The 20,264-nt window shown below is 70.6% G+C and carries 14 protein-coding genes and 1 pseudogene; 10 read left to right on the forward strand and 5 right to left on the reverse strand.

Going from position 1 to position 20,264, the window contains the following annotated elements; all coding sequences use genetic code 11:
* Positions 1-11: 11 nt before the first annotated feature.
* The 3 genes from DVK44_RS07630 to DVK44_RS07640 all read right to left on the reverse strand — a co-directional run bounded on the left by DVK44_RS07630 (position 12) and on the right by DVK44_RS07640 (position 3,356).
* Positions 12-1,124, reverse strand: coding sequence for a prenyltransferase (locus tag DVK44_RS07630; protein ID WP_408055391.1), 1,113 nt, complete (start codon positions 1,122-1,124; stop codon positions 12-14).
* Between the two features lie 2 nt (positions 1,125-1,126).
* Positions 1,127-1,858, reverse strand: a complete 732-nt coding sequence (locus DVK44_RS07635) for a class I SAM-dependent methyltransferase (RefSeq protein ID WP_114658955.1) — start codon at positions 1,856-1,858, stop codon at positions 1,127-1,129.
* Between the two features lie 106 nt (positions 1,859-1,964).
* Positions 1,965-3,356 carry a glycosyltransferase family 4 protein gene (locus DVK44_RS07640; RefSeq protein ID WP_114658956.1) on the reverse strand — a complete coding sequence of 464 codons (1,392 nt, stop codon included), beginning with the start codon at positions 3,354-3,356 and terminating at the stop codon, positions 1,965-1,967.
* A 343-nt stretch (positions 3,357-3,699) separates the two neighbouring features.
* On the opposite strand from DVK44_RS07640, the gene DVK44_RS07645 reads away from it, so the two are divergent.
* Positions 3,700-4,047, forward strand: coding sequence for an STAS domain-containing protein (locus tag DVK44_RS07645; RefSeq protein ID WP_162793702.1), 348 nt, complete (start codon positions 3,700-3,702; stop codon positions 4,045-4,047).
* On the opposite strand, the gene DVK44_RS07650 is transcribed toward DVK44_RS07645, so the two are convergent.
* The gene (locus tag DVK44_RS07650) at positions 4,020-4,928 is read right to left on the reverse strand and encodes a LysR family transcriptional regulator (protein WP_114658958.1); all 909 of its coding nucleotides are present in this window, start codon (positions 4,926-4,928) and stop codon (positions 4,020-4,022) included. The two genes, DVK44_RS07645 and DVK44_RS07650, sit on opposite strands and share 28 nt — an antisense overlap.
* Positions 4,929-5,032: 104 nt before the next feature.
* On the opposite strand from DVK44_RS07650, the gene DVK44_RS37585 reads away from it, so the two are divergent.
* The 9 genes and pseudogenes from DVK44_RS37585 to DVK44_RS07695 all read left to right on the forward strand — a co-directional run bounded on the left by DVK44_RS37585 (position 5,033) and on the right by DVK44_RS07695 (position 17,233).
* Positions 5,033-5,167 (forward strand): hypothetical protein, encoded by a 135-nt coding sequence (locus DVK44_RS37585; RefSeq protein ID WP_269439578.1) that lies wholly within the window; start codon positions 5,033-5,035, stop codon positions 5,165-5,167.
* Positions 5,168-5,468: 301 nt separating this feature from the next.
* The gene (locus DVK44_RS07660; protein WP_114658960.1) at positions 5,469-6,344 is read left to right on the forward strand and encodes an ABC transporter permease; all 876 of its coding nucleotides are present in this window, start codon (positions 5,469-5,471) and stop codon (positions 6,342-6,344) included.
* 7 nt (positions 6,345-6,351) lie between these two features.
* Positions 6,352-7,165 (forward strand): annotated as a pseudogene (locus DVK44_RS07665) (ABC transporter ATP-binding protein).
* On the forward strand, positions 7,165-8,190 hold the full coding sequence (locus tag DVK44_RS07670) for an ABC transporter substrate-binding protein (protein WP_331461583.1): 1,026 nt from the start codon (positions 7,165-7,167) through the stop codon (positions 8,188-8,190). The pseudogene DVK44_RS07665 and the gene DVK44_RS07670 overlap by 1 nt, the downstream one beginning before the upstream one ends.
* Before the next feature lie 51 nt (positions 8,191-8,241).
* Positions 8,242-9,360 (forward strand): LLM class flavin-dependent oxidoreductase, encoded by a 1,119-nt coding sequence (locus DVK44_RS07675; protein ID WP_114658962.1) that lies wholly within the window; start codon positions 8,242-8,244, stop codon positions 9,358-9,360.
* Positions 9,361-9,466: 106 nt separating this feature from the next.
* On the forward strand, positions 9,467-10,555 hold the full coding sequence (locus tag DVK44_RS07680; RefSeq protein WP_114658963.1) for an ABC transporter substrate-binding protein: 1,089 nt from the start codon (positions 9,467-9,469) through the stop codon (positions 10,553-10,555).
* Complete coding sequence (locus tag DVK44_RS07685) at positions 10,552-11,793, forward strand: acyl-CoA dehydrogenase family protein (RefSeq protein WP_114658964.1); 1,242 nt, start codon at positions 10,552-10,554, stop codon at positions 11,791-11,793. Before DVK44_RS07680 ends, DVK44_RS07685 begins: the two co-directional genes overlap by 4 nt.
* The gene (locus tag DVK44_RS07690; protein WP_114658965.1) at positions 11,790-13,202 is read left to right on the forward strand and encodes an FAD-binding oxidoreductase; all 1,413 of its coding nucleotides are present in this window, start codon (positions 11,790-11,792) and stop codon (positions 13,200-13,202) included. The genes DVK44_RS07685 and DVK44_RS07690 overlap by 4 nt, the downstream gene beginning before the upstream one ends.
* A 173-nt stretch (positions 13,203-13,375) precedes the next feature.
* Complete coding sequence (locus DVK44_RS07695) at positions 13,376-17,233, forward strand: glycoside hydrolase family 9 protein (RefSeq protein ID WP_162793704.1); 3,858 nt, start codon at positions 13,376-13,378, stop codon at positions 17,231-17,233.
* Positions 17,234-17,314: 81 nt separating this feature from the next.
* On the opposite strand, the gene DVK44_RS07700 is transcribed toward DVK44_RS07695, so the two are convergent.
* Positions 17,315-19,792, reverse strand: coding sequence for an endonuclease/exonuclease/phosphatase family protein (locus DVK44_RS07700; protein WP_114658967.1), 2,478 nt, complete (start codon positions 19,790-19,792; stop codon positions 17,315-17,317).
* Positions 19,793-20,264 lie beyond the last annotated feature (472 nt).

A 20,264-nucleotide genomic window follows, 5' to 3' on the forward strand; every position in this document is an offset into this window, starting at 1 on the left:
GCGCGCCCCGGTCAGCAGTCGCAGTCCGGTTCCAGGCCCAGCGGCAGGCGCTCGCCGCCGAACACCGCGGTGGTCGCCTCGTCGCCCCCCAGCGCGGCGACGGCCAGCAGCAGCGAGCCCGCCGTCCAGCTGGTGCGCTCGTCCGGCCAGAACGCGATGTTCCCCTCGAAGACGAACCCCGTCCAGTACAGCCCGTCCTCGGCGCGCAGATGCTGGATGGACTGGAGGACCTCCAGCGCCCGGTCGGACTGGCCCATCACCCAGAGCGTCAGGGCGAGTTCACAGCTCTCGCCGCCTGTGACCCACGGGTTCGGCAGTACGCAGCGCACCCCGAGCCCCGGTACGACGAAGCGGTCCCAGCCCTCCGCGATCCGGGCCGTGGCCCGCTCCCCGGTCAGTGCGCCGCCGAGCACGGGGTAGTACCAGTCCATCGAGTAGTGGCTCTTGTCGAGGAACCGCTCGGGGTGGTGGGTGATGGCGTGCGCGAGCGCGCCGGCCGCCAGCTCCCAGTCCGGCTGCGGCTCCTCGCGCTCCTCGGCGATCGCCAGGGCGCAGCGCAGCGCCTGGTACACGGAGGAGCAGCCGGTCAGCAGGGCGTCCTCGACGGGGGTGCCGTCGGCCTCGCGCTTCCAGCCGATCTGGCCGCCGGGCTGCTGGAGTTCGAGGACGAACTCGATCGCGGCGTGCACGACGGGCCACATCCGGTCGAGAAAGCCGTCGTCCCCGGTGGCGAGATAGTGGTGCCAGACGCCGACGGCCACGTACGCGCAGAAGTTGGTCTCGCGCGCCGCGTCGGTCGGTACGGCGGTGCTGGTAAAAGCACCGTCGCCAGCGCCGCCGCTGCCGCTGTCGGCGTACGCCGCGTACCAGGACCCGTCCTCGTTCTGGTTCCGCGCCAGCCACTCGTACGCGCGCGCCGCCGCCCCGTCCTCGCCCGCGGCGTCCAGCGCCATGGCCGCCTCGGTGTGGTCCCAGGGGTCGAGGTGGTGGCCGTGGAACCACGGTATCGAGCCGTCGGGCCGCTGGAGGGCCAGGACGGCCGCCACCGTTCCCGCCGCCTCCTCGGCGGTGAGCACACCGGGCAGGACCAGGTGTTCCGTGGCGTCGGGGCCGCGTCGGGGCAAGGTCACTTGGCGGCCACCGGCAGGTGCGGCTTCGTCGCGTACGCCACGAAGCTCTTGCCCACGACGGGGTTGAGGAGCTGCTCGGTGAACCGGGTCGCGAGGGGCTTCTTCATGATGTCCCAGACGAGCAGCTTGTGGTACGCGCGGACGGGCAGCGCCTTGTCGTTGTCGACGCCGAAGGCGCACTTCAGCCACCAGTACGGGGAGTGCAGCGCGTGCGCGTGGTGGGTGCCGTACGGCTTGAGTCCGGCCTCCCGCATCCGGCGGAGGAGTTCATCGGCCTTGTAGATACGGATATGGCCGCCCTCGACCTCGTGGTACGCGTCGGAGAGCGCCCAGCAGACCTTCTCGGGGCCGTACCTCGGTACGGTGACCGCGATCCGGCCGCCGGGCCGCAGGACGCGGACCATCTCGGCGAGCACGCCCTTGTCGTCCGGGATGTGCTCCATGACCTCGGAGATGATCACGACGTCGAAGGACGCGTCGGGGAAGGGCAGATGGAGCGCGTCGCCCTCCATCGCGGTGGCGGTGGCGCCCGCCGGGGCCTCGCCCTCCGCCTTCATCGCGGCGAACCACTTGGCCACTTCGCGGATCTCCTCGCCGTTCCGGTCGAGGGCCACGACCTGGGCACCGCGCCGGTAGCACTCGAAGGCGTGCCGGCCCGCGCCGCACCCCAGATCGAGCACGCGGTCGCCCGCGGCGAGCGGGAAGCGGGTGAAGTCCACGGTCAGCACTGGGTCGTCCTGCTTTCGCGGTCGAGGAGGGAGAGGGGTGGAGAGGAGCTGATGGGTGGAGAGAGGTGGAGAGGAGACAGAGGCAGGAGGAACGACGCGTACGGCATCAGCCCGCGCCGCCGGCCACCGCACCGGCCCGGCGGCCCCGCCGCTCCGCCGCCGCGATCGCCTCCCGGTACCGCTCGGCGGTCTGCCGCGCCGCGCCGGCCCAGGTGAAGCGGGCCAGCACCCGCGCACGCCCCGCCGCGCCCAGCCGGGTGCGCAGCTCCGGGTCGTCGAGCAGCCGGCCGAGGGCGGCGGCCAGCGCGCCCGCGTCACCCGGCGGTACGGCAAGACAGGTCTCGCCGTCCGGGCCCGCGACCTCCGGGATGGCGCCGCCGGTGGTGGCCACGAGCGGGGTGCCGGTGGCCATCGCCTCGGCGGCGGGCAGCGAGAACCCCTCGTACAGGGACGGTACGCACGCGATCTGCGCGCCGCGCACCAGGTCGACGAGTTCGGCGTCGGAGATCCCCTTGACGAACTCGACGGCGTCCGCCAGCCCGTACCGCTCGATGGCCCGCGCGACCGGCCCGTCCTCGGCGCGTCGGCCGACGACGACGAGATGGGCGGCGGGGTGTTCCGTACGGAGCTTGGCAAGGGCCTCGACCAGATGGATCAGGCCCTTCAGCGGGACGTCCGCGCTGGAGGTCGTGACGATCCGGCCGGGGGTCTCGGGCACGGCCGGATCCGGCGAGAACAGCTCGGTGTCCGCGCCGATGTGGACGACGTCGATACGGCCGGCCGGCACCCCGAGGTGCTCGGTGATCTCCTGCTTCGAGGAGCCGGAGACGGTCAGGACGGACGGCAGCCGGCGCGCCACGCGCTTCTGCATCCGGGTGAAGCCGTACCAGCGCCGGACGGACGCCTTCTTGCTCCAGGTGGGCGCGGCGTCGAGATCCAGCCGCCGGTCGACGGTTATCGGGTGGTGGATGGTGGTGACCAGGGGCGCGCCGAGGTCGCCGAGCAGTCCGTAACCGAGCGTCTGGTTGTCGTGGATGACATCGAACTCGCCCGCGCGGGCAGCGAGATGGCGCCGGGCGCGGAGGGAGAAGGTGAGCGGTTCGGGGAAGCCGCCGGTCCACATGGTGGAGACTTCGAGGGCGTCGATCCAGTCACGGAACTCGGCGGCCTTCGGGGTGCGGAAGGGATCGGGCTGGCGGTAGAGGTCGAGGCTGGGCAGCTCGGTGAGGCGTACGCCCTCGTCCAGTACGGGGTAGGGCTGGGCGCCGATGACCTCGACGTGGTGGCCCAGGCGGGCGAGTTCGCGGGAGAGGTGGCGGACGTAGACGCCCTGGCCGCCGCAGAACGGGTTCCCTTTGTAGCTGAGGAGAGCGATACGGAGGGGCCTCTCACCGCCCGTGGAGTCGTCCGCCTCGGGGTCGCCTGCCTCGGCGTCGCGGTCGTCCTCGTCGTTCCGGGACCCTGACCCGGTGCCCGCTTCAACAGCCTCAGCGGTCACTCGCGGTCCCCTTCTCGCTGCTTTCACTGTGCTCTCAGGTTGTTCAACGGAGCGTAACCGCTGCCGTCGAGCTAGAACAAGTTCTCGTACACCGCACCGAATCTACCGGCAGGTAGCCTCGCCGCACCCGTCGGATCAGGTGATTCACACCACCTCGCGCGTGGTACGGGCGCACCTCGGGCCCTTCCCGGACAGCGCATCCGCGCCGCGCACGACACGCGGGCGAGTGGCCGAAATGACCGGGCTGCGCGACGGCGCGCCCTTCCTGACACCTCGTCATGGGATCGCACGGTGTAGCGTTCCCCGGTCGTCGCCCGCACAGGGCCTTTCACCGGATACCGGAATGAGTGAACTCCCCATCTCTCTGCCGCCCTCGTACGAGCCCCTCCGCGTGGAAATCGTCTCCCGGCCCGACCGCCGTGTGCTGGTCCAGGTCGGGGGCGAACTCGACTGCGACACCGGGCCCGATCTGTTCGCCACGCTGGCGCCGCTGGCGCACCGTTACGTCGAGCTGGATTTCAGCCAGGTGCACTTCATGGACTCCACGGGGCTCAACATCCTGCGCAGCCAGCGCCGGGCGAGCAGGCGCGCGGGCGGCGATCTGTGCCTGCTGCGCTACACGCCTCCCGTACGGCGCGTACTGGACGTCACGCGGAGTTTTGACTATCTGACGGCGCCCTGCGACGCGTGAGCCGGTACTGAAGCCGGTGCTGGAGCCGCGCCGGGGCGGGCCAGCAGCTCGCCCATGGCGGCGACCGCGCCCGCGACCATCGCCGGGTCGGCGCCCCGCCGCGCGTGGGCGCTCATCCGGATGGCCGGTACGGGCGGCAGGTCGTGCCGCGCGCTCAGCCCTTCGGGGGCGTCGCCGAGCCCGGCCAGCAGCGCGGCGCCGAGCCCGGTGCGGGCGGCGTCGAGGACGCCCGCGAGATAGCCGGCGTCGCAGACGACGGTGGCGGGGATGTCGCGCTCGGCCAGCACGCCCAGGGCACGGCGACGGATCGCGCAGGGGTCCTCGATGGCCACGAGCGGGAGCGGCGCCGGGGCCTGCGGCGGGGTCCAGCCGGGGGCCGCGTACCAGTTCAGGGGCAGTCCGCCGACCGGCGTCCCCTCCGTACCGCCCGCCTCGGTGACATAGACGGCCAGGTCGACCGTGCCCCGGTCCACGGCCTCCACCAGCCGGGCGGAGCGGTCGATGCGGAACCGTACGCGGCACTGCGGGCGCACTTCGCGGACGGCGGCGGTCAGCAGGGGCAGGATCTGGTCGGCCGCGTGTTCGGTGGAGCCGATGACGACGGCCTCCCCGTCGTCGCCGAGCAGGGTACGGACCGCCTCGTCGTGCACGGCGACGATCCGGCGCGCCTGTTCCAGCAGCCGGGCGCCGTCGGCCGTGAAGCGGGTGCCGCGGCCCTGGCGCTCGACGACCGGGCGGCCGAGGGTCTTCTCCAGCCGCCGTACGTGCTGGCTGACCGCGGACTGGCTGAGCGCCAGCGCCTCGGCGGCGCGGTGGAAGCCGCCGCGGTCCGCGACCGCGAGGAGGCTGCGCAGCGCCGTAATGTCCAGTACGTGTGCCATGCGCGCACGCTAGCACCGGAAACCTTGATCGATCAGAAAACGTGATCGATTATGAGTCCGAATCGTCGTTGGACGTGGGGTGCCGGGTCGGTCATCCTGGTGCCATGTTGCAGACAGCGAATGAGGCGGCCACCGCGCCGAAGCCCCTCGACGCCGGGCGGTACGCCGCCGTGGGCGTGCCGCTGACGCAGCGCCGCGTGGTCGATTTCGGCCTCGTCAACAGCGCCTGTTGTCGCTGACCCCGTCGCCGTGGTCGCGGGTGCCCGCGCCCTCTTCCTGCGCCTCTTCCTGGGCTTGCTCCTGTGCCCGCGCCTGTGCCTCTGCCGCGCTTCCGCGCATCGCGCACCGATTCATCTCGCTGATCAGTGACCGCTGATCAGTGACCGCTGATCAGTGACCGCTGACCGCTGACCACGGTCGTTGTCGCCTTCCCCCCCCACCTCATCACCTCATCGCGCCGCCCGGCCCGGATCCGCGCCGGAGTGCGCCACTGCCTGCCCTCACCGCGCCGGACGCGACCGCATGACGAGAGGAACCCCGATGCCCGTCCAGGAGCACACGGCCCCCGGGACCGCACCACCGGAACCGTCGCCCCGTACGCTCACCATCCGTCCCGCACGGCAGAGCGCCGGCGGCCGGAGCGGGCCGCGTGTGCCGCGCTGGGCCCGGCGGGCCAGCGGTCCCGTCGGGGTGCTGCTCGCCTGGTACCTCGCCAGTACGACCGGGGTGCTCCCGGAGAACATCCTCGCCTCGCCGGTCGATGTCGTACGCCAGGCATGGGATCTGACCGTCAGCGGTGAACTCCCCAGCGCCATCGCCGCGTCCGGCCGCCGGGCCGCGACCGGCTTTGTGATCGGCGCGGCGATCGCGCTCGCGCTCTCCCTCGCCGCCGGGCTCTTCCGGCTGGGCGAGGACGTCATCGACTCCTCGATGGGCATGTTCCGCGCGATCCCCTGGGTCGGGCTGATCCCGCTCTTCATCGTCTGGTTCGGCATCGACGAGACCCCGAAGATCGCGCTGGTGGCGCTCGGGGTGACGTACCCCCTCTACTTCAACATCTACGGCGGGATCCGCTCCGCCGACTCCCAGCTCATCGAGGCCGCGCGGATGCTGGGTCTCGGCCGGTTCGGGCTGATCCGCCATGTCATCCTGCCGTCCGCGCTGCCCGGCGCGCTGGTCGGGCTGCGGTACGCGCTGTCCACCGCCTGGCTGGCGCTGGTCTTCGCCGAGCAGGTCAACGCCAGCAACGGCATCGGCTATCTGATGAGCAACGCGCAGCAGTACTTCCGTACGGACGTGATCGTGCTCTGCCTCGCCGTCTACGCGGTCCTCGGGCTGCTCTGCGACTTCGTCGTACGGCTGCTCTCCAAGCGCCTGCTGACCTGGCGGGCCTCCTTCGACGGCGACGGGGCGTGACACGCGTATGAGTACCGACACCGACCGCACCAGTGTGGAGATCCGGTCGCTGACCCGGACCTTCGACGGCAGAACCGTGCTCGACGATCTCGATCTCACCATCGAGCGGGGCGAGTTCGTCGCGCTGCTCGGCCAGAGCGGCTGCGGCAAGAGCACCCTGCTGCGGATCCTCGCCGGGCTGGACGACGAGATCAGCGGCGAGGTGACCGTACCGGCCCGGCGCGCCGCCGCCTTCCAGTCGCCCCGGCTGATGCCCTGGCTGAAGGTCTGGCGCAATGTGGTGCTCGGTCTGCCCGGCAGACCCGACCGGGAGCTGGCCACCCGCTATCTCGCGGAGGTCGGCATCGAGCAGCGCGCGGCGGTGTGGCCCAAGACGCTGTCGGGCGGCGAGGCACAGCGGGTGTCGCTGGCCCGCGCTCTGGTGCGAGAGCCCGAACTGCTGCTGCTGGACGAGCCGTTCGGCGCGCTGGACGCGCTGACCCGGGTCAAGGCGCAGCGTCTGGTGGGTGAGGTTGTGGCAGCGGCACGGCTGCTCGATTCTGCTGGTCACCCATGACGTGGAGGAGTCGCTGCTGCTGGCCGACCGGGTCCTGGTAATGGACGCGGGCGGTATCGCGCACGAGGTGACCGTGGATCTGCCCCGGCCGCGCTCGCTCGGTTCGCCCGAATTCGTCGCGCTGCGCGGCCAGTTGCTGGCCTGGCTGGGCGTGCACGACGACGCTCCGGCCGAAGGCGCCGCGCGGGCCGCCTCCTCTCCCCCCGCTCTGTCTTCCCTTCCCTCTGTGTCTTCTCTGCCCTCTCTCGAAAGGTCTCCGTCATGATGCGCGGAACAGCTGTCCGCGTGCGCACCGCCGCCGCGCTCCTCGCCCTCTCCGCCCTCGCGTTCGGCGCGGCCGGGTGCGGTACGAGCAGCGGCGCGACATCCAAGTCGGGGGCGGACGCGGCGTCGGGTGCGGCCGGATCCGGGTCGTCCGGCGTCACCCTCACCCTCGGCGACCAGGCGAAGAACCTCCAGACGCTGGTGAACGCCTCGGGTGCCTTCAAGGGCGCGCCGTACGGGGTGAAATGGGCCGAGTTCGAGGGCGCCGCCCCGCTCTTCCAGGCGGCCCAGGCGGGCGCGGTGGACACCACGTACGCCGCCGATCTGCCGACCCTCCAGGCGCTCAGCGGCGGGGTGCCGGTGAAGGCGGTCGCCGGGCTGCGCAACGACGGTACGGCGGTCGGGATCGTCGTCCGGAAGGACTCGAAGATCAAGAAGGTGGCCGACCTCAAGGGGCGGACGGTCGTGGTGTCGTCGGCCAAGGGCAGTATCTCCGAGTATCTGCTGGCCAACGCCCTTCAGCAGGCGGGCCTGGCGTACTCCGACGTCAAGGTCAAGTATCTGCTGCCCACCGACGCGCAGGCCGCGTTCAGCGCCGGGCGGATCGAGGTCTGGGCGATCTTCGGGGTCTACAAGGCGGTGGCCACCCAGCAGGGCGGCCGGGAGATCGTCAACGGCGCGGACGGCCGGGTCAGCGGGTACGGGTTCATCGGCGCGTCCGACAAGGCGCTCGCCGACAGCGCGAAGAAGCCGGCGCTGAGCGACGCGCTCCAGCGCATCGGCAAGGCGCTGGAGTGGGCCAGGTCGCATCCGGCTGAGTACGCCGCCGCCATCAGCAAGAACAACGGGGCGTCCGCCGAGGTCGCGAAGACCATCGTGAGCCAGAGCTACGGCCGGCTCGTGCCGATCACCCCCGAGGTGACGAAGGCGGTGCAGAAGGTCGCCGACACGATGCACTCGATCAAGGTGCTGGACCCGAACGTCTCGGTCGCCGACTCCGTCGACGCCGGCCTCTACACCGAGTAGCCACCGCACTGTCCACGCAACTCACCTGTCACACAAAGGAGTTGGTCCGTCATGCCCGTCGAGTTCATCAGCGCCATCCATCCCAATCCCGCCTTCGACGGCACCTCCACCTTCGGCCGGGGCATCGACCCCGACCACACCCGCCGCTACGCCCGGGCCCTGGACGACGGCGGCTTCGACTACACCCTCGTCGCGTACCACTCCTCGTCCGCCGACGCGCTCCAGCTCGCGCAGTTCGTCGTGAACCACACCGAGCGGCTCAAGCCGATGCTCGCCCACCGCCCCGGGGTGATCTTCCCGACGCACGCGGCGCGCGCCTTCGCCACACTGGACCGGATCAGCGGCGGCAGGCTCGCCGTACACATCATCTCGGGCGGCAGCGACCAGGAGCAGCGCCGGGAGGGCGACTACCTCTCCAAGTCGGAGCGGTACGAGCGGTCCGACGAGTACATCCGGATCCTGCGCGAGGTGTGGTCGGCCGAGGGGCCCGTCTCGCACGAGGGCACGTACTACCGCTTCGAGGACTTCGTCTCCGATGTGGCGCCGGTGCACGGCACGATCCCGGTGTCGGTGGGCGGTTCGTCGGCCGACGCGTACCGGGTGGGCGGGCAGCAGGGCGATATCTTCGGTCTCTGGGGCGAGCCGCTGAAGGAGACCGCCGAGCAGATCGCCTCGGTCAACGCCGTGGCCGACGCGGCGGGGCGGCCACGGCCGCGTATCTGGGTGTCGTTCCGGCCGATCATCGCGCCGACCGACGAGCTGGCCTGGGAGAAGGCACACCGGATACTCGGCAAGGTCGAGAAGGGCGCGGCCACCCGCCTCAAGGACGACCACGCCAACCACTACCCGGCCCCGGGCACCGGCCGGCCGGCGAACGTCGGCTCGCAGCGGCTGCTCGACATCGCCGCGCGCGGCGATCTGCACGACCGGGCGTTGTGGACCCCGCTGGCCACGGCCACCAACGCGGCGGGTTCGTCGACCGCGCTCGTCGGCTCCCCGGAGACCGTCGCCGCCGCGCTGCTGGACTACGTGGACATCGGCTGCGAGCTGCTGTCGATCCGTGGCTACGACCCGCTCAACGACGCGATCGACTACGCCCGTTACGTGTTGCCGCTGGTACGGCAGGAGCTTGCCTCGCGGGCCTCCGCCGGGGCGAGGCCGGCCGCGTAACACGTACGCCGCGCACCACGTACGCCGCGTCACACGTACGTCGCGCGAGGTGCGGCGTCACACGTACGTCGCGCACCACCCACCACACACCCCCCGAGGAACCCCCATGCCCCGTGTCCGCAGAACCGCCGCGCTCGCGCTCGCCCTCACCGCCCTGCTGTTCCCGCTGGCCGCCTGCGGCGGTTCCGCCGACGCCACGTCCACGTCCACTTCCACTTCCACTTCCAGCGACGGCGCGGACGCGGCGAAGGCCGGCCGGGAGACGGACCTGTCGTCCGTGACCCTCGCTGTCGGGGACACCGGCTGGGCCCGCCAGGAGTCCATCCTCAAACTCGCCGGGCTCGACAAGACCCCGTACAGAATCAAGTGGAGTGTGTTCCAGGGCGGTGATCTCCAGCTCCAGGCGATGCGGGCGGGCGCGCTCGACGTGGCGCAGTCCAGCGAGATCCCGCCGGTGTTCGCCGCCGCCGACGGCAAGGCCAACTTCAAGGTCGTGGCGGTGCAGCGGGCCAGCACCCTGCTCCAGGAGGTCGTGGCGCCCAAGGGCTCCCCGCTCACCGGGATCGCGCAGCTCAAGGGCAAAAAGGTCGGCTACGTCAAGAACACCACCGCCCAGTACTTCCTGTACGAGCTGCTCAAGCAGGCCGGGCTGGAGTGGAGCGACATAGAGGCGGTGCCGCTGCTGCCGGACGCCGGGCTCGCGGCGCTGACCGGCGGGTCGGTCGACGCGCTCGCCTCGTACGGCAACGCGATCATCGCCGCGCACGCGCAGGGCGCCACCACGATCGGCTCCGGCGCCGACATCCTCTCCGGCAACTTCAACTGGGAGGCATCGGACAAGACGATCGCCGACCCGGCGAAGCGCGCGGCGGCCGCCGATCTCATCGCCCGGATCGGCAAGGGCTGGGACTACATCCGCGACGGCCACGAGAAGGACTTCGCGAAGGTGACGGCCGCCGCCACCCACCAGCCGCTGGAGCAGGCGCTCAGCCAGCTGCGGGACGGTGAGAAGCAGCGGCCGAACAAGGTCGGCCCGACGACGCCGGAGGCCATCGCGTCCGCGCAGAAGGTCGCTGACGCGTTCCACGCGCTGGGCGCGCTGCAAAAGCCGCTCACGGTCTCCGACTTCTGGACGGACGCGCTCAACGCCGATCTGGCGAAGGCGCGGAGCGGCGAGGGGGACACCACCTCATGACCGCGCCGAACCTCCGCACCGCGCCACCGGCCACACCACCGACCACACTCCCGACACCACTTTCGCCCGCGCTCCGGCCCGTCGCTCTCGACCGGCTCCCGGACGTCACTCGCCAACTCGCCCGCCACGCCGGGGAGTACGACCGTACGGGCGCGTTCCCCGCCGAGGGGATCCGCGCCGTCCACGAGGCGGGGCTGCTCACCGCGACCGTCGCGCCCCGGTACGGCGGGGCCGGTCTCGGTGTCGAGGACACCGCGCGGATCTTCGCCGCCCTCGGGGAGGGCGATCCGGCCACCGCGCTGATCGCCGCCATGACCCTCAACGCGCACACCGTGCAGGCGCGCCGCCCGCACTGGCCCGAGGAGCTGTACGCGCGGGTGCTGGCCGACTCCGCCGAGCGGCCCGTCCTGCTCAACAACGCGCGGGTGGAACCCGATCTGGGCTCGCCGGCCCGGGGCGGGCTGCCCGCCACCACCGCGCGCCGTACGGCCGGCGGCTGGGCGATCAGCGGCGCCAAGCGCTTCGTGACCGGCGCCGAGGGGCTCAGCTGGTATCTGGTGTGGGCGACCACGGACGAACCGGAGCCGCGCGTGGGCACGTTCGCCGTGCCCGGGGACGCGCCCGGTATCGAGATCACCCACCGCTGGAACCATCTCGGGCTGCGCGCCAGCGGCAGCCACGACATCGCGTTCCACGAGGTGGCGGTCCCCGCCGGGAACCTGGTGAGCGTGGCCGCGCACGGCCCGGCCGCCGAGCAGGACAACCGGGCCGGCGCACCGCTCCATCTCCCGCTCGCCGCGCTGTACTTGGGCGTGGGCCGGGCGGCGCAGCGGTACTTCCACCGGTTCGCCCATGAGCGGGTGCCCGCCAACCTCGGCCGTCCGGTCGCGACGACGGAGCGCTTCCGGCAGGCCGCCGGGGAGATCGAGGTGCTGCTCGGCAGCGCGGAGCAGCTCGTGTACGGGGGCGCCCGGCGTGTCGACCTCGGGGACGGCACGTACGCGCCGGAGCAGGCCCTCGGTACGAAGGTGCTGGCCACCCGGCACGCCACCACCGCCGTGGGGACCGCGCTGCGGCTGCTCGGCAATCCGGGGCTCACCCGGGACAACCCGCTGGAGCGGCACTTCCGGGACATCCAGTGCGCTCCGGTGCACGCCCCGCAGGAGGACACCGCGCTGCTGGCCATCGGCGCTTCGGCGCTGGGCGCGTGGGCGCGGAGCAAGAGGGAGGGCTCATGACGACCACCCGTCGGCCCACGTATCAGCCCACCGAACAGGCCACCGCCGCCGCCCAGTTGCTCGGGCTGCTCGCCCGCGATCTGGCCGCCGACCGGCTCACCACCGACCCCGCCGCGACCGCCGCGTACGCCACCGACCGCTCCGGCGCGCGCCCCGACGGGCAGCCGCTCGCCGTCGTACACGCCACGCACGCCGACGAGGTGCGCACCACCCTGCGGCACGCGGGCGCGCTGCGCGTGCCGGTCGTGCCCCGGGGCGCGGGCACCGGGCTGTCCGGCGGCGCGACCGCCGCCGAGGGGACCGTCGTCCTCGATCTGGCCCGGATGAACCGGATCGTCGAGATCTCCCCGGACGACCAGCTCGCCGTGGTCGAGCCCGGTGTAATCACGGCCGATCTCGACCGCGCCGCCGCCGCGTACGGGCTGCGGTACGCCCCCGATCCGGCCAGCGCCGCGATCTCCACCATCGGCGGCAACATCGCCACCAACGCGGGCGGGCTGCGCTGCGCCAAGTACGGGGTGACGCGGGACAGCGTCCTCGGGCTGGACGCCGTACTCGCCGACGGCACCTTGCTGCGGACCGGCCGCCGTACGGTCAAGGGCGTCGCGGGCTACGACCTGACGGCGCTGCTCACCGGCTCGGAGGGCACCCTCGGTGTGATCACGGCGGCGACGCTGCGGCTGCGTCCGATCCCGGTCGCGGTGTCGACGCTCGCCGCGTACTTCCGTACGTTCGAGGACGCGGCGGCCGGTGCGAGCGCGCTCACCGCCGCCCGGATCGAGCCCGCCATGGCCGAGCTGCTCGACGGTCCGGTGCTCGCCGCGATCGATGCCGCGCGCGGTACGGAACTGCGGGCACGCGGCGGGGCGCTGCTGCTCGTGCAGTGCGACGGCGCGGGCGCGGCGGCCGAGGCGGCGCGGGTGGCCGGCCTCCTCACCCCGCGAGCCGCCTCCGTCGAGACGACCGACGACCCGGCGGAGGCGGCGGCCCTGCTCGCCGCGCGCCGGCTGGCGCTGCCCGCGCTGGAGCGGCTGGGCCGTCCGCTGATCGAGGACATCGCTGTGCCGCGCTCCCAACTGGCGCGGGCGGTAAGGGAGATAGAAGCCATCTCGGCGCACCACGGGGTCCCCGTGTACTCCCTGGCGCACGCCGCCGACGGCAATCTCCACCCGATCCTCGTCATCGACCCGGCGCTCACCGAGGTCCCGGCGGCGGCCTGGGCGGCGGCCTCGGACATCTTCGCGCTGGCGCTGCGCCTGGGCGGCACCCTGACCGGCGAGCACGGGGTCGGCACGCTCAAGCGCCAGTGGCTCGCGGACGAACTCGGCGAGGACAGTCTGGCGCTGCACCACCGGCTGAAGGCCGCGTTCGATCCGTACGGAATTCTCAATCCGGGCAAAGCGATTTGAGATCCAAGCCCGGAACGGCAAATGGAAACTGACTTCCGTTCACATGCAACAGCCTTGAAATCATCGCCCGTTGGCACGTATCGCTCCCTGTCCTAGAGTGAGCCGCCGACCGACCGCCCTCCCTCCGGAAGGATCGTTTCGCGATGAATTCCAGACGTTATCTACCTTTACCAGTGGCCACATACCTGCCGCTCGCCCTCATGGCGGTGGTGACAGCCCTCTCGCTCCTGCTCGGGGTCGGCGCGCAGCCGGCACAGGCCCGCGCGGCAGCGACCGACCTCGTCGTCGAAGTCGACTTCGCCAGACCGGACCTCGCAGACCGGATACGCACCTTTTTCGACCAACTGGCGCGCGACCAGACACGGTTCAGCGATGGATACAAGGCGCTACTCAAAGAATCCGGCGCTGACGTCGATCCGAGCATCCCCGATTTCAGAGCCCAGGTGCAGGTAAGAGACACCCTGGTGATCTTCACCATTCCGGCGGGCGATGTGGAGGCGTCGACAACTTGGAAGCAGGGCATACTCGCCGGCACCATCGGTGCGGTTTCCTATGCCCTGCTCAACACTGTCTGCCTCATATATTTTCCGGCGGCGGGACTCCTGTGCGGGATGGGCGCCGGAGCCGTCGGCGAATTGCTCAACGGCACCATCTCGCAGGCGTTCGACGGGCTGATCAAGGATCCCGAAGCGTGGAAGAACACCATTGCGCGCACCTTGGTCGCCGGTTTGCTCACCGGAGCCCTGGGAAAGCTCATTCAACCCCATTTCCCGGAAATGTTCGACAGCGTCATGACTGCTCTCGAAAGGACCATCGAGAGGATCAAGGGCTGGTGGTGGAACGCCGGGGAGGTCCTCGCGATCTGCGTCTGGCCGCTGCGCGCGGGTGCGAAGCTGGCCATGGATCTCGTACGCGGCGGGACCATGGCCTGGATCACCCTTGAGGAAATCGCGAGCAAAAGCAAAGGCTTGCAGGCCCAATTCCCCGACCTCAACGGCGACGGGGCCGCCGATCGCGTCGAGGTCGGCGCCGACGGCCGTATCAGCGGGTGGCGCAACGACGCACGGCTGCGGTGGACCGCGCTGGGCGACATCACTCCCCCCGGCGCCGTACGCGCGGGGCTGGACCCGAACTCGGTGTTCTTCGGCGATGTCGACGGGGACGACCGCGACGACTACATCCAGATCCTCAACGCGAGCGAGTCCCCGACCGGGGTCCCCGCCATGATGGTCTGGCGCAACGAGTCCAGCGGCGGCACGATCAAGTGGGCGGCACAGCCCGTCAGGGTCGCGAACAACCTGGGCTACACCAAGGACGTGTTCTTCGCGGACATCGACGGTGACGGGGACGACGACGTTCTCATCGTCGGCAGGAACAACTACGTCACCGCCTGGGAGAACACCGCGACCGGGCTTCCCTCGCCCGGCGACTGGAAGCTGATCTCCGGCTTCGACCATCCGGCGACGGGGCCGACCGGACAGCTGTCCTTCGCCGACATCACCGGGGACGGCCGCGCCGATGCCGTGCTCGTCCAGCACATGACGGGCGATGTGGCCGCCTGGGAGAACACCGGCCGGCCGTGGACCATGACCACCGGCTGGAAGTCGCTCGGCACCATCCGCAGCGGCAGTCCGTTCCCGGGCGACTTCGGGGTCTTCGCCGACCTGAACAACGACCAGGTGGCGGACTACCTGATGTACAACGCGAGGACCGGAGGCGTCGACGGCTGGCTGCTGCCCCGGTACGGCAGCGGCCAGCAGGGCCCCGGCCAGCCGACCCCGCCGGACACCGGCGGGCTTCCGGCCGGCACCCTCCCCCCGTACACCGGCGGACAGCCCGAGCCCCAGGTCAGCGGGAGGCTGCTCCAGAACAGCACCTTCACCGGGACGGACAAGCCGTGGTGGGTGAACGCGGGAATGACACCGAAGGTGGACGGCGGAGTGTTCTGCGTCAACGCCCCGGCGTCGGAGAAGCCGTGGGACGTGCTGGTCGGGCACAACAGCATCTATCTGCCCACCGGGGGTTCGTACACCCTGAAGTTCAAGGTGCGCACGAGCGCGACCGCGAATCTCGTCGTACAGGTGGCGCCCTTCGACAACCCCACCAACGCCACGTATCTCGTCAAGTACCCCAGCGTGACCGGCGGGGCGTGGAAGGAATACGAATACACCTTCAACACGGCGTTCAGTGACGAGTATGTGCTCGCACAATTGCAGTTCCGGCTCGGGGGAGCCGCCAAGGCGTACGAGTTCTGCATGGACGACGTCACACTCAACGGAAAGCAGTACGCCTACCGGGCGAAGACGGGCCCGGCGGTGAAGGTGAACCAGCACGGCTATCTGCCGAACGGCCCGAAGAACGCGACGGTGCTCACGAACGCGACCGCCGCGACGGCATGGACGCTCACCCGGGTCGACGGCAGCGGTGTGGCCTTCGGCCTGACCAAGCCCGGGGGCTACGACGGCTCCGCCGGTGCGTCGGTCCACACCATCGACTTCAGCGCCGTCAAGGCCACCGGACGGTTCAGGCTCACGGTCGGCGGTGTGCAGAGCCATCCCTTCGACATCAGACAGGACCTGTACACCTCGCTGCGGTCCGACTCGATGCGGTTCTTCTACACCAACCGCAGTGGCATCGCGATCGACGGCGGCATCGCGGGCGCCGCGTACGCCCGCCCGGCCGGGCATGTCGCCTCCTCGCCGGGCGGCGGTGACACCAAGGTGCCGTGCCAGTCACCGAAGCACTACGTCGACAACTGGACGTGTGACTACACACTGGATGTGACCGGCGGCTGGTACGACGCGGGCGACCACGGCAAGTACGTCGTCAACGGCGGTATCGCCACCTACCAGTTGCTCAACGCCTGGGAGCGCGCCGTGGCCGAAGGCAGCGAAGCCGCCCTCGGTGACTCCACCCTCGCCATCCCCGAGCGCGGCAACGGCGTCCCCGACATCCTCGACGAGGCCCGCTGGAACCTGGAGTTCATGCTCAAAATGCAGGTGCCCAGCGGCAAACCCGACGCGGGCATGGTCCACCACAAAGTCCACGACGAGACCTGGACCGGCCCGCCGACCCTCCCGCACCTCGACAAGAAGAAGCGCGAACTGCACCGCCCCTCCACCGCGGCCACCCTCAACCTCGCCGCCGTCGCCGCCCAGGGCGCCCGCGTCTACAAGCGCTTCGACCCGGCCTTCGCCGACCGGCTCAGCCTCGCCGCCGTACGCGCCTACAACGCTGCGGAGATGAACCAGAGGCAGTACGCGCCACAGGCGGACCGCATCGGCGGCGGCCCGTACGCGGACAACGACGTCTCGGACGAGATCTACTGGGCCTCCGCGCAGCTCTACCTCACCACCAAGAGCCAGCGCTACCTCGACGCCGTACGCGTCAGCCGCTTCCACAAAGCAGGAGAGGCGTTCAACCAGAACGGCTTCTACTGGGGCTCGGTAGCCGCGATCGCCCAGCTCGACCTGGCACGCTTCGGAACGGACCTCTCCGAACGGAACCAGATACGGGGCTGGGTCACCGCCGCCGCGGACCGGCTCATCTCGTTCCAGCGGGCGGAGCGGTTCGGACAGACGTACACACCGACGAACGGGAAGTACGACTGGGGGTCGAACGCGTCGATCCTGAACAACCAGGTCGTTCTGGCGACCGCGTACGACCTCACCCGCGACAAGAAGTACGCCGACTCCGTGTTCGAAGCCTTCGACTACCTCATGGGCCGTAACGCCCTGGGACAGTCGTACATCACCGGCTACGGCACGAACGACGCCAAGAACCAGCACCACCGCTGGTACGCGAAGTCCCTCGACGCGACCCTGCCCAACCCGCCGGCCGGGTCGGTCTCGGGAGGCCCGAACTCCAGCCTCCAGGATCCGCTGGCGGCGTCGTGGCTGCACGGCTGTGCTCCGCAGCTGTGCTACGTCGACAACATCGAGGCGTGGTCGGTCAACGAGATCACCATCAACTGGAACTCGGCGCTCGCGTGGGTGAGCGCGTTCGCGGCCGATGTGGCGGGCCGTGCATGAAAGAGGCCGGTGACAGTGGTGTGAGCAGCCACTGTCACCGGCCGGCCCTGCTTGACGCGGGGAACTCCCTGACGCAGGGAACTACTTGATGCGGACGACCTGCGGGTCGTGGTCGCTCGCCTGGTCGGCGAACTCCGCGTTGATGTGGACGACCTCGTAGCCGGGCTTCTTGATCGCCGGGCTGACCAGGATGTGGTCCAGGGTCTGCGAGTTGCCGTCGTAGACGTAGCTGTAGCGCTCGTTCTTCGGCAGTGTGTCGATCAGGTCGGTGAGGACCTTGCCCTTGGTCAGGGTGTCCAGCGGCTTGGAGAACGGGTAGTCGTTCAGGTCACCGAGGACGACGATCTTGGCCTGCTTGTCCTTGGCGAGCAGGTCCGAGACAAAGGCGTGGACCTCCTTGGACTGCGCCACCCGCTGGGTCTCGGAGCTGAGGACCGGCGGCTGGTTGGCGCTGTGCAGCGGCTGGTCGCCGCCCTTGGAGTTGAAGTGGTTGCCGACGACGAAGACCTGCTGGCCACGGAAGGTGAACTCACCGACGAGCGGCTTGCGGCTGCTGTTCCAGGCGGTGGACGTCGGGTTGATACGGGCCGGGGAGGCGGACAGGGAGACCTCGGTCTTGACGACCTTGCCCTTCTTGTCCTTCGTCGTGGTGGTGACGACCTTCACGGGGGTGGTCGCGTCGCCGCCCGGACGGTCGACGAAGCTCACGCGCTGCGGGTTGAAGAGGAAGACGTTACGGATGTTGCCGCCGGGCTGGCCGCCGTCCTTGCCGTCCTCGGGGTCGATCGAGCGCCACTCGTAGGAGGGGCCGCCCTTCGCCTTGATGGCGGCGATGAACTTGGCGAGGGTCTTGTCGGCCGCGACCGTACCGTCGTTCGTGGCGCCGCTGTTGTCCTGGATCTCCTCCAGGCTCACGACGTCGGGGGCGGCGAGGTTGGTGACGATGCCCTCGGCGAGCCGGTCGAACTTGCTCTGCGCGTTGGCAGGGGCGAGGTTCTCGACGTTGTACGTGGCGACGGACAGCTCGTCGCTCTTGCCCTTCTTCGCCACCTCGGCCTTGAGACCGGCCGACTTGACCTTGCCGAGGGTGGTGGTCTGGAGGACGTAACCGCCGTAGTTGGAGTAGTCCAGTACGCCGGTGCTGGTGCCGGTCAGTGTGTCGCCCACGTTGGCGGTGATCTGGTCGCCGGTCAGCGAGATGAGCTTGAGGCGGCCGGAGTTGACGTCGTCGTACGACTTGTAGATCGTGCCGCCGCGCGGGGTCGCGTTCTGCTTGGGCTTGGTGGTGACCCAGGTCTCGCCGTACGAGTTGGAGGCGCCCACGACACGGCTGTCACCGATCTGGAGGCGCATACCCTCGTGCGCCTCGAACCAGTCGAGGGCGTACTTGGTGGGCTTGAGCGGCAGCGCTTCGATGTTGCCGCCGCCCTTGACCTTCGGGGCGTACTTGTCTGGCACCGTCTTGGCGGTGATGACCACCGGCGCGGGCAGCTCGTTGCCGGAGGACAGCACGACGGTGGTCGCGCCCGACAGCTCGGTGAGGGACTGTACGCCGCTGGCCTGGCCGCCGGGGTAGTACTCGACGACCCTGGCGGAGACGAGGACGGAGTCACCGACCTTGACCTGCGGGGTGGTGGTGCCGGTGAAGACGAACACGGCCTCGCTGGTGGCGGGGTCGTTGTCCGGCTTGGTGTCCTGGATCCAGAAGCCGCGCGAGGTGCCGGTGGAGCGGACGGCGGTGACCACACCGGGGACGTTGGTGACGCTCTGGCCCACGTACGGCGAGATGCGCGTCTTGCCCTGGATGTCGTGGATGCGTACATCGCCGGGGGTGGTGTTGGTCGGCGACGGGGTCGGGGACGGGTCGCCGTCGCCCGGGGCCGTGCCGCCGCCCTCACCGGCGCTGTTGCGCGGGCTGGGCGTGGCGCCGCTGAGGTCCACGGAGTTGTTGTCCGTGTCGGTGAGCTTGGCGTCGCGGGTGACCGAGTGCGTGTTGTCGGCGCCGGTCGCGGGCGAGGTCTCGCGGACCACGGCCGTACCGAACCCGACCAGGTCCTTGATACCGGCGTCGGCCGCGCAGTCGTCGGCGGTCAGGCAGGTCAGCGCGGTGGTGGAGTGGACCAGCGCGACCGTACCGCTGCTCGCGGACATCGCGATGGTGCCGGTGGCGTCGGGGGTGGGCAGGGCGTCGGTGCCGCCGGTGCCCTTGGCCTGCTGGATGAGGTAGCTGCCGCCGGCCGGGATGGCGCCGGAGAGCGGGGTGACCGACCACTTGGTGGTGGCGCCGGGCGAACCGCTCAGGTACTGGACGGACCAGCCGGTGAGGTCGAAGGCCGCGCCGCCGGCGTTGCCCAGCTCGATGAAGTCATGGGTGAGGGTGGCACCGGAGTTGCCGCCGCCGCCGTACACCTCGGCGATGACCGCGTCGGCGGACGGGGTCGCCTGGGCCGTGAGCGGAAGGGCCACGAGCGATCCGGCGATGCCCACGGGAAGGGCGACGGAGAGGGCGATCAGGCGGGCGCGCCTGCCGCGCAGGGCCGGGGGAATGTATGAGGTCACGGTGACTCTCTCTGTTGCGTGTTCTTCTACGGCGTGTTCCTGCGCACGTGGTGTGGGGGCGGCCGGTGCGGCAAGGGCTGGGGCTCGGGGGTGACGCGGGTGACTCAGGTTCGGGTGACTCGGGTGACTCGTAATGACGCGAAAGTCGGCTCAAGATACGCGCGTAGATCTGCCGTCTACAAGGGGGTGGTCGCGTCAAGGGGGCAATGTTTCCCGACTGTTCGCCGGATTTAACCTGGTTGTCGGGAAGCGTGGGCGTCGGTACGCGCGTAAGTGCGGGCGTCTGTACGGTCGCCGGACGGGGCGCCGGTACGGGCCTCAGCGCGGGCGTCGGTACGGGCCCGGGTGGCCGTCCGGCAGGGGCCGGTAGAGTGGGCGAGGTCGCCTTCACCCCCGTATCGCCCGCATCGCATCACATCGCGGCAAACCGGTACGGACCGGCACTGAACCGCAGCTCCCGCAGGAGAGGCTC

The sequence above is a fragment of the Streptomyces paludis genome, assembly GCF_003344965.1.
GTDB classification, from domain to species: domain Bacteria; phylum Actinomycetota; class Actinomycetes; order Streptomycetales; family Streptomycetaceae; genus Streptomyces; species Streptomyces paludis.

Bases quoted from the DNA above. Each gene is read 5' to 3' on its own strand.
- DVK44_RS07680 (WP_114658963.1), top strand. From the start codon at position 9,467: ATGCCCCGTGTCCGCAGAACCGCCGCGCTCGCGCTCGCCCTCACCGCC.
- DVK44_RS07660 (WP_114658960.1), top strand. From the start codon at position 5,469: ATGCCCGTCCAGGAGCACACGGCCCCCGGGACCGCACCACCGGAACCG.
- DVK44_RS07690 (WP_114658965.1), top strand. From the start codon at position 11,790: ATGACGACCACCCGTCGGCCCACGTATCAGCCCACCGAACAGGCCACC.
- DVK44_RS07685 (WP_114658964.1), top strand. From the start codon at position 10,552: ATGACCGCGCCGAACCTCCGCACCGCGCCACCGGCCACACCACCGACC.
- DVK44_RS07645 (WP_162793702.1), top strand. From the start codon at position 3,700: ATGAGTGAACTCCCCATCTCTCTGCCGCCCTCGTACGAGCCCCTCCGC.
- DVK44_RS07650 (WP_114658958.1), bottom strand. From the start codon at position 4,928: ATGGCACACGTACTGGACATTACGGCGCTGCGCAGCCTCCTCGCGGTC.
- DVK44_RS07675 (WP_114658962.1), top strand. From the start codon at position 8,242: ATGCCCGTCGAGTTCATCAGCGCCATCCATCCCAATCCCGCCTTCGAC.
- DVK44_RS07670 (WP_331461583.1), top strand. From the start codon at position 7,165: ATGCGCGGAACAGCTGTCCGCGTGCGCACCGCCGCCGCGCTCCTCGCC.
- DVK44_RS37585 (WP_269439578.1), top strand. From the start codon at position 5,033: ATGTTGCAGACAGCGAATGAGGCGGCCACCGCGCCGAAGCCCCTCGAC.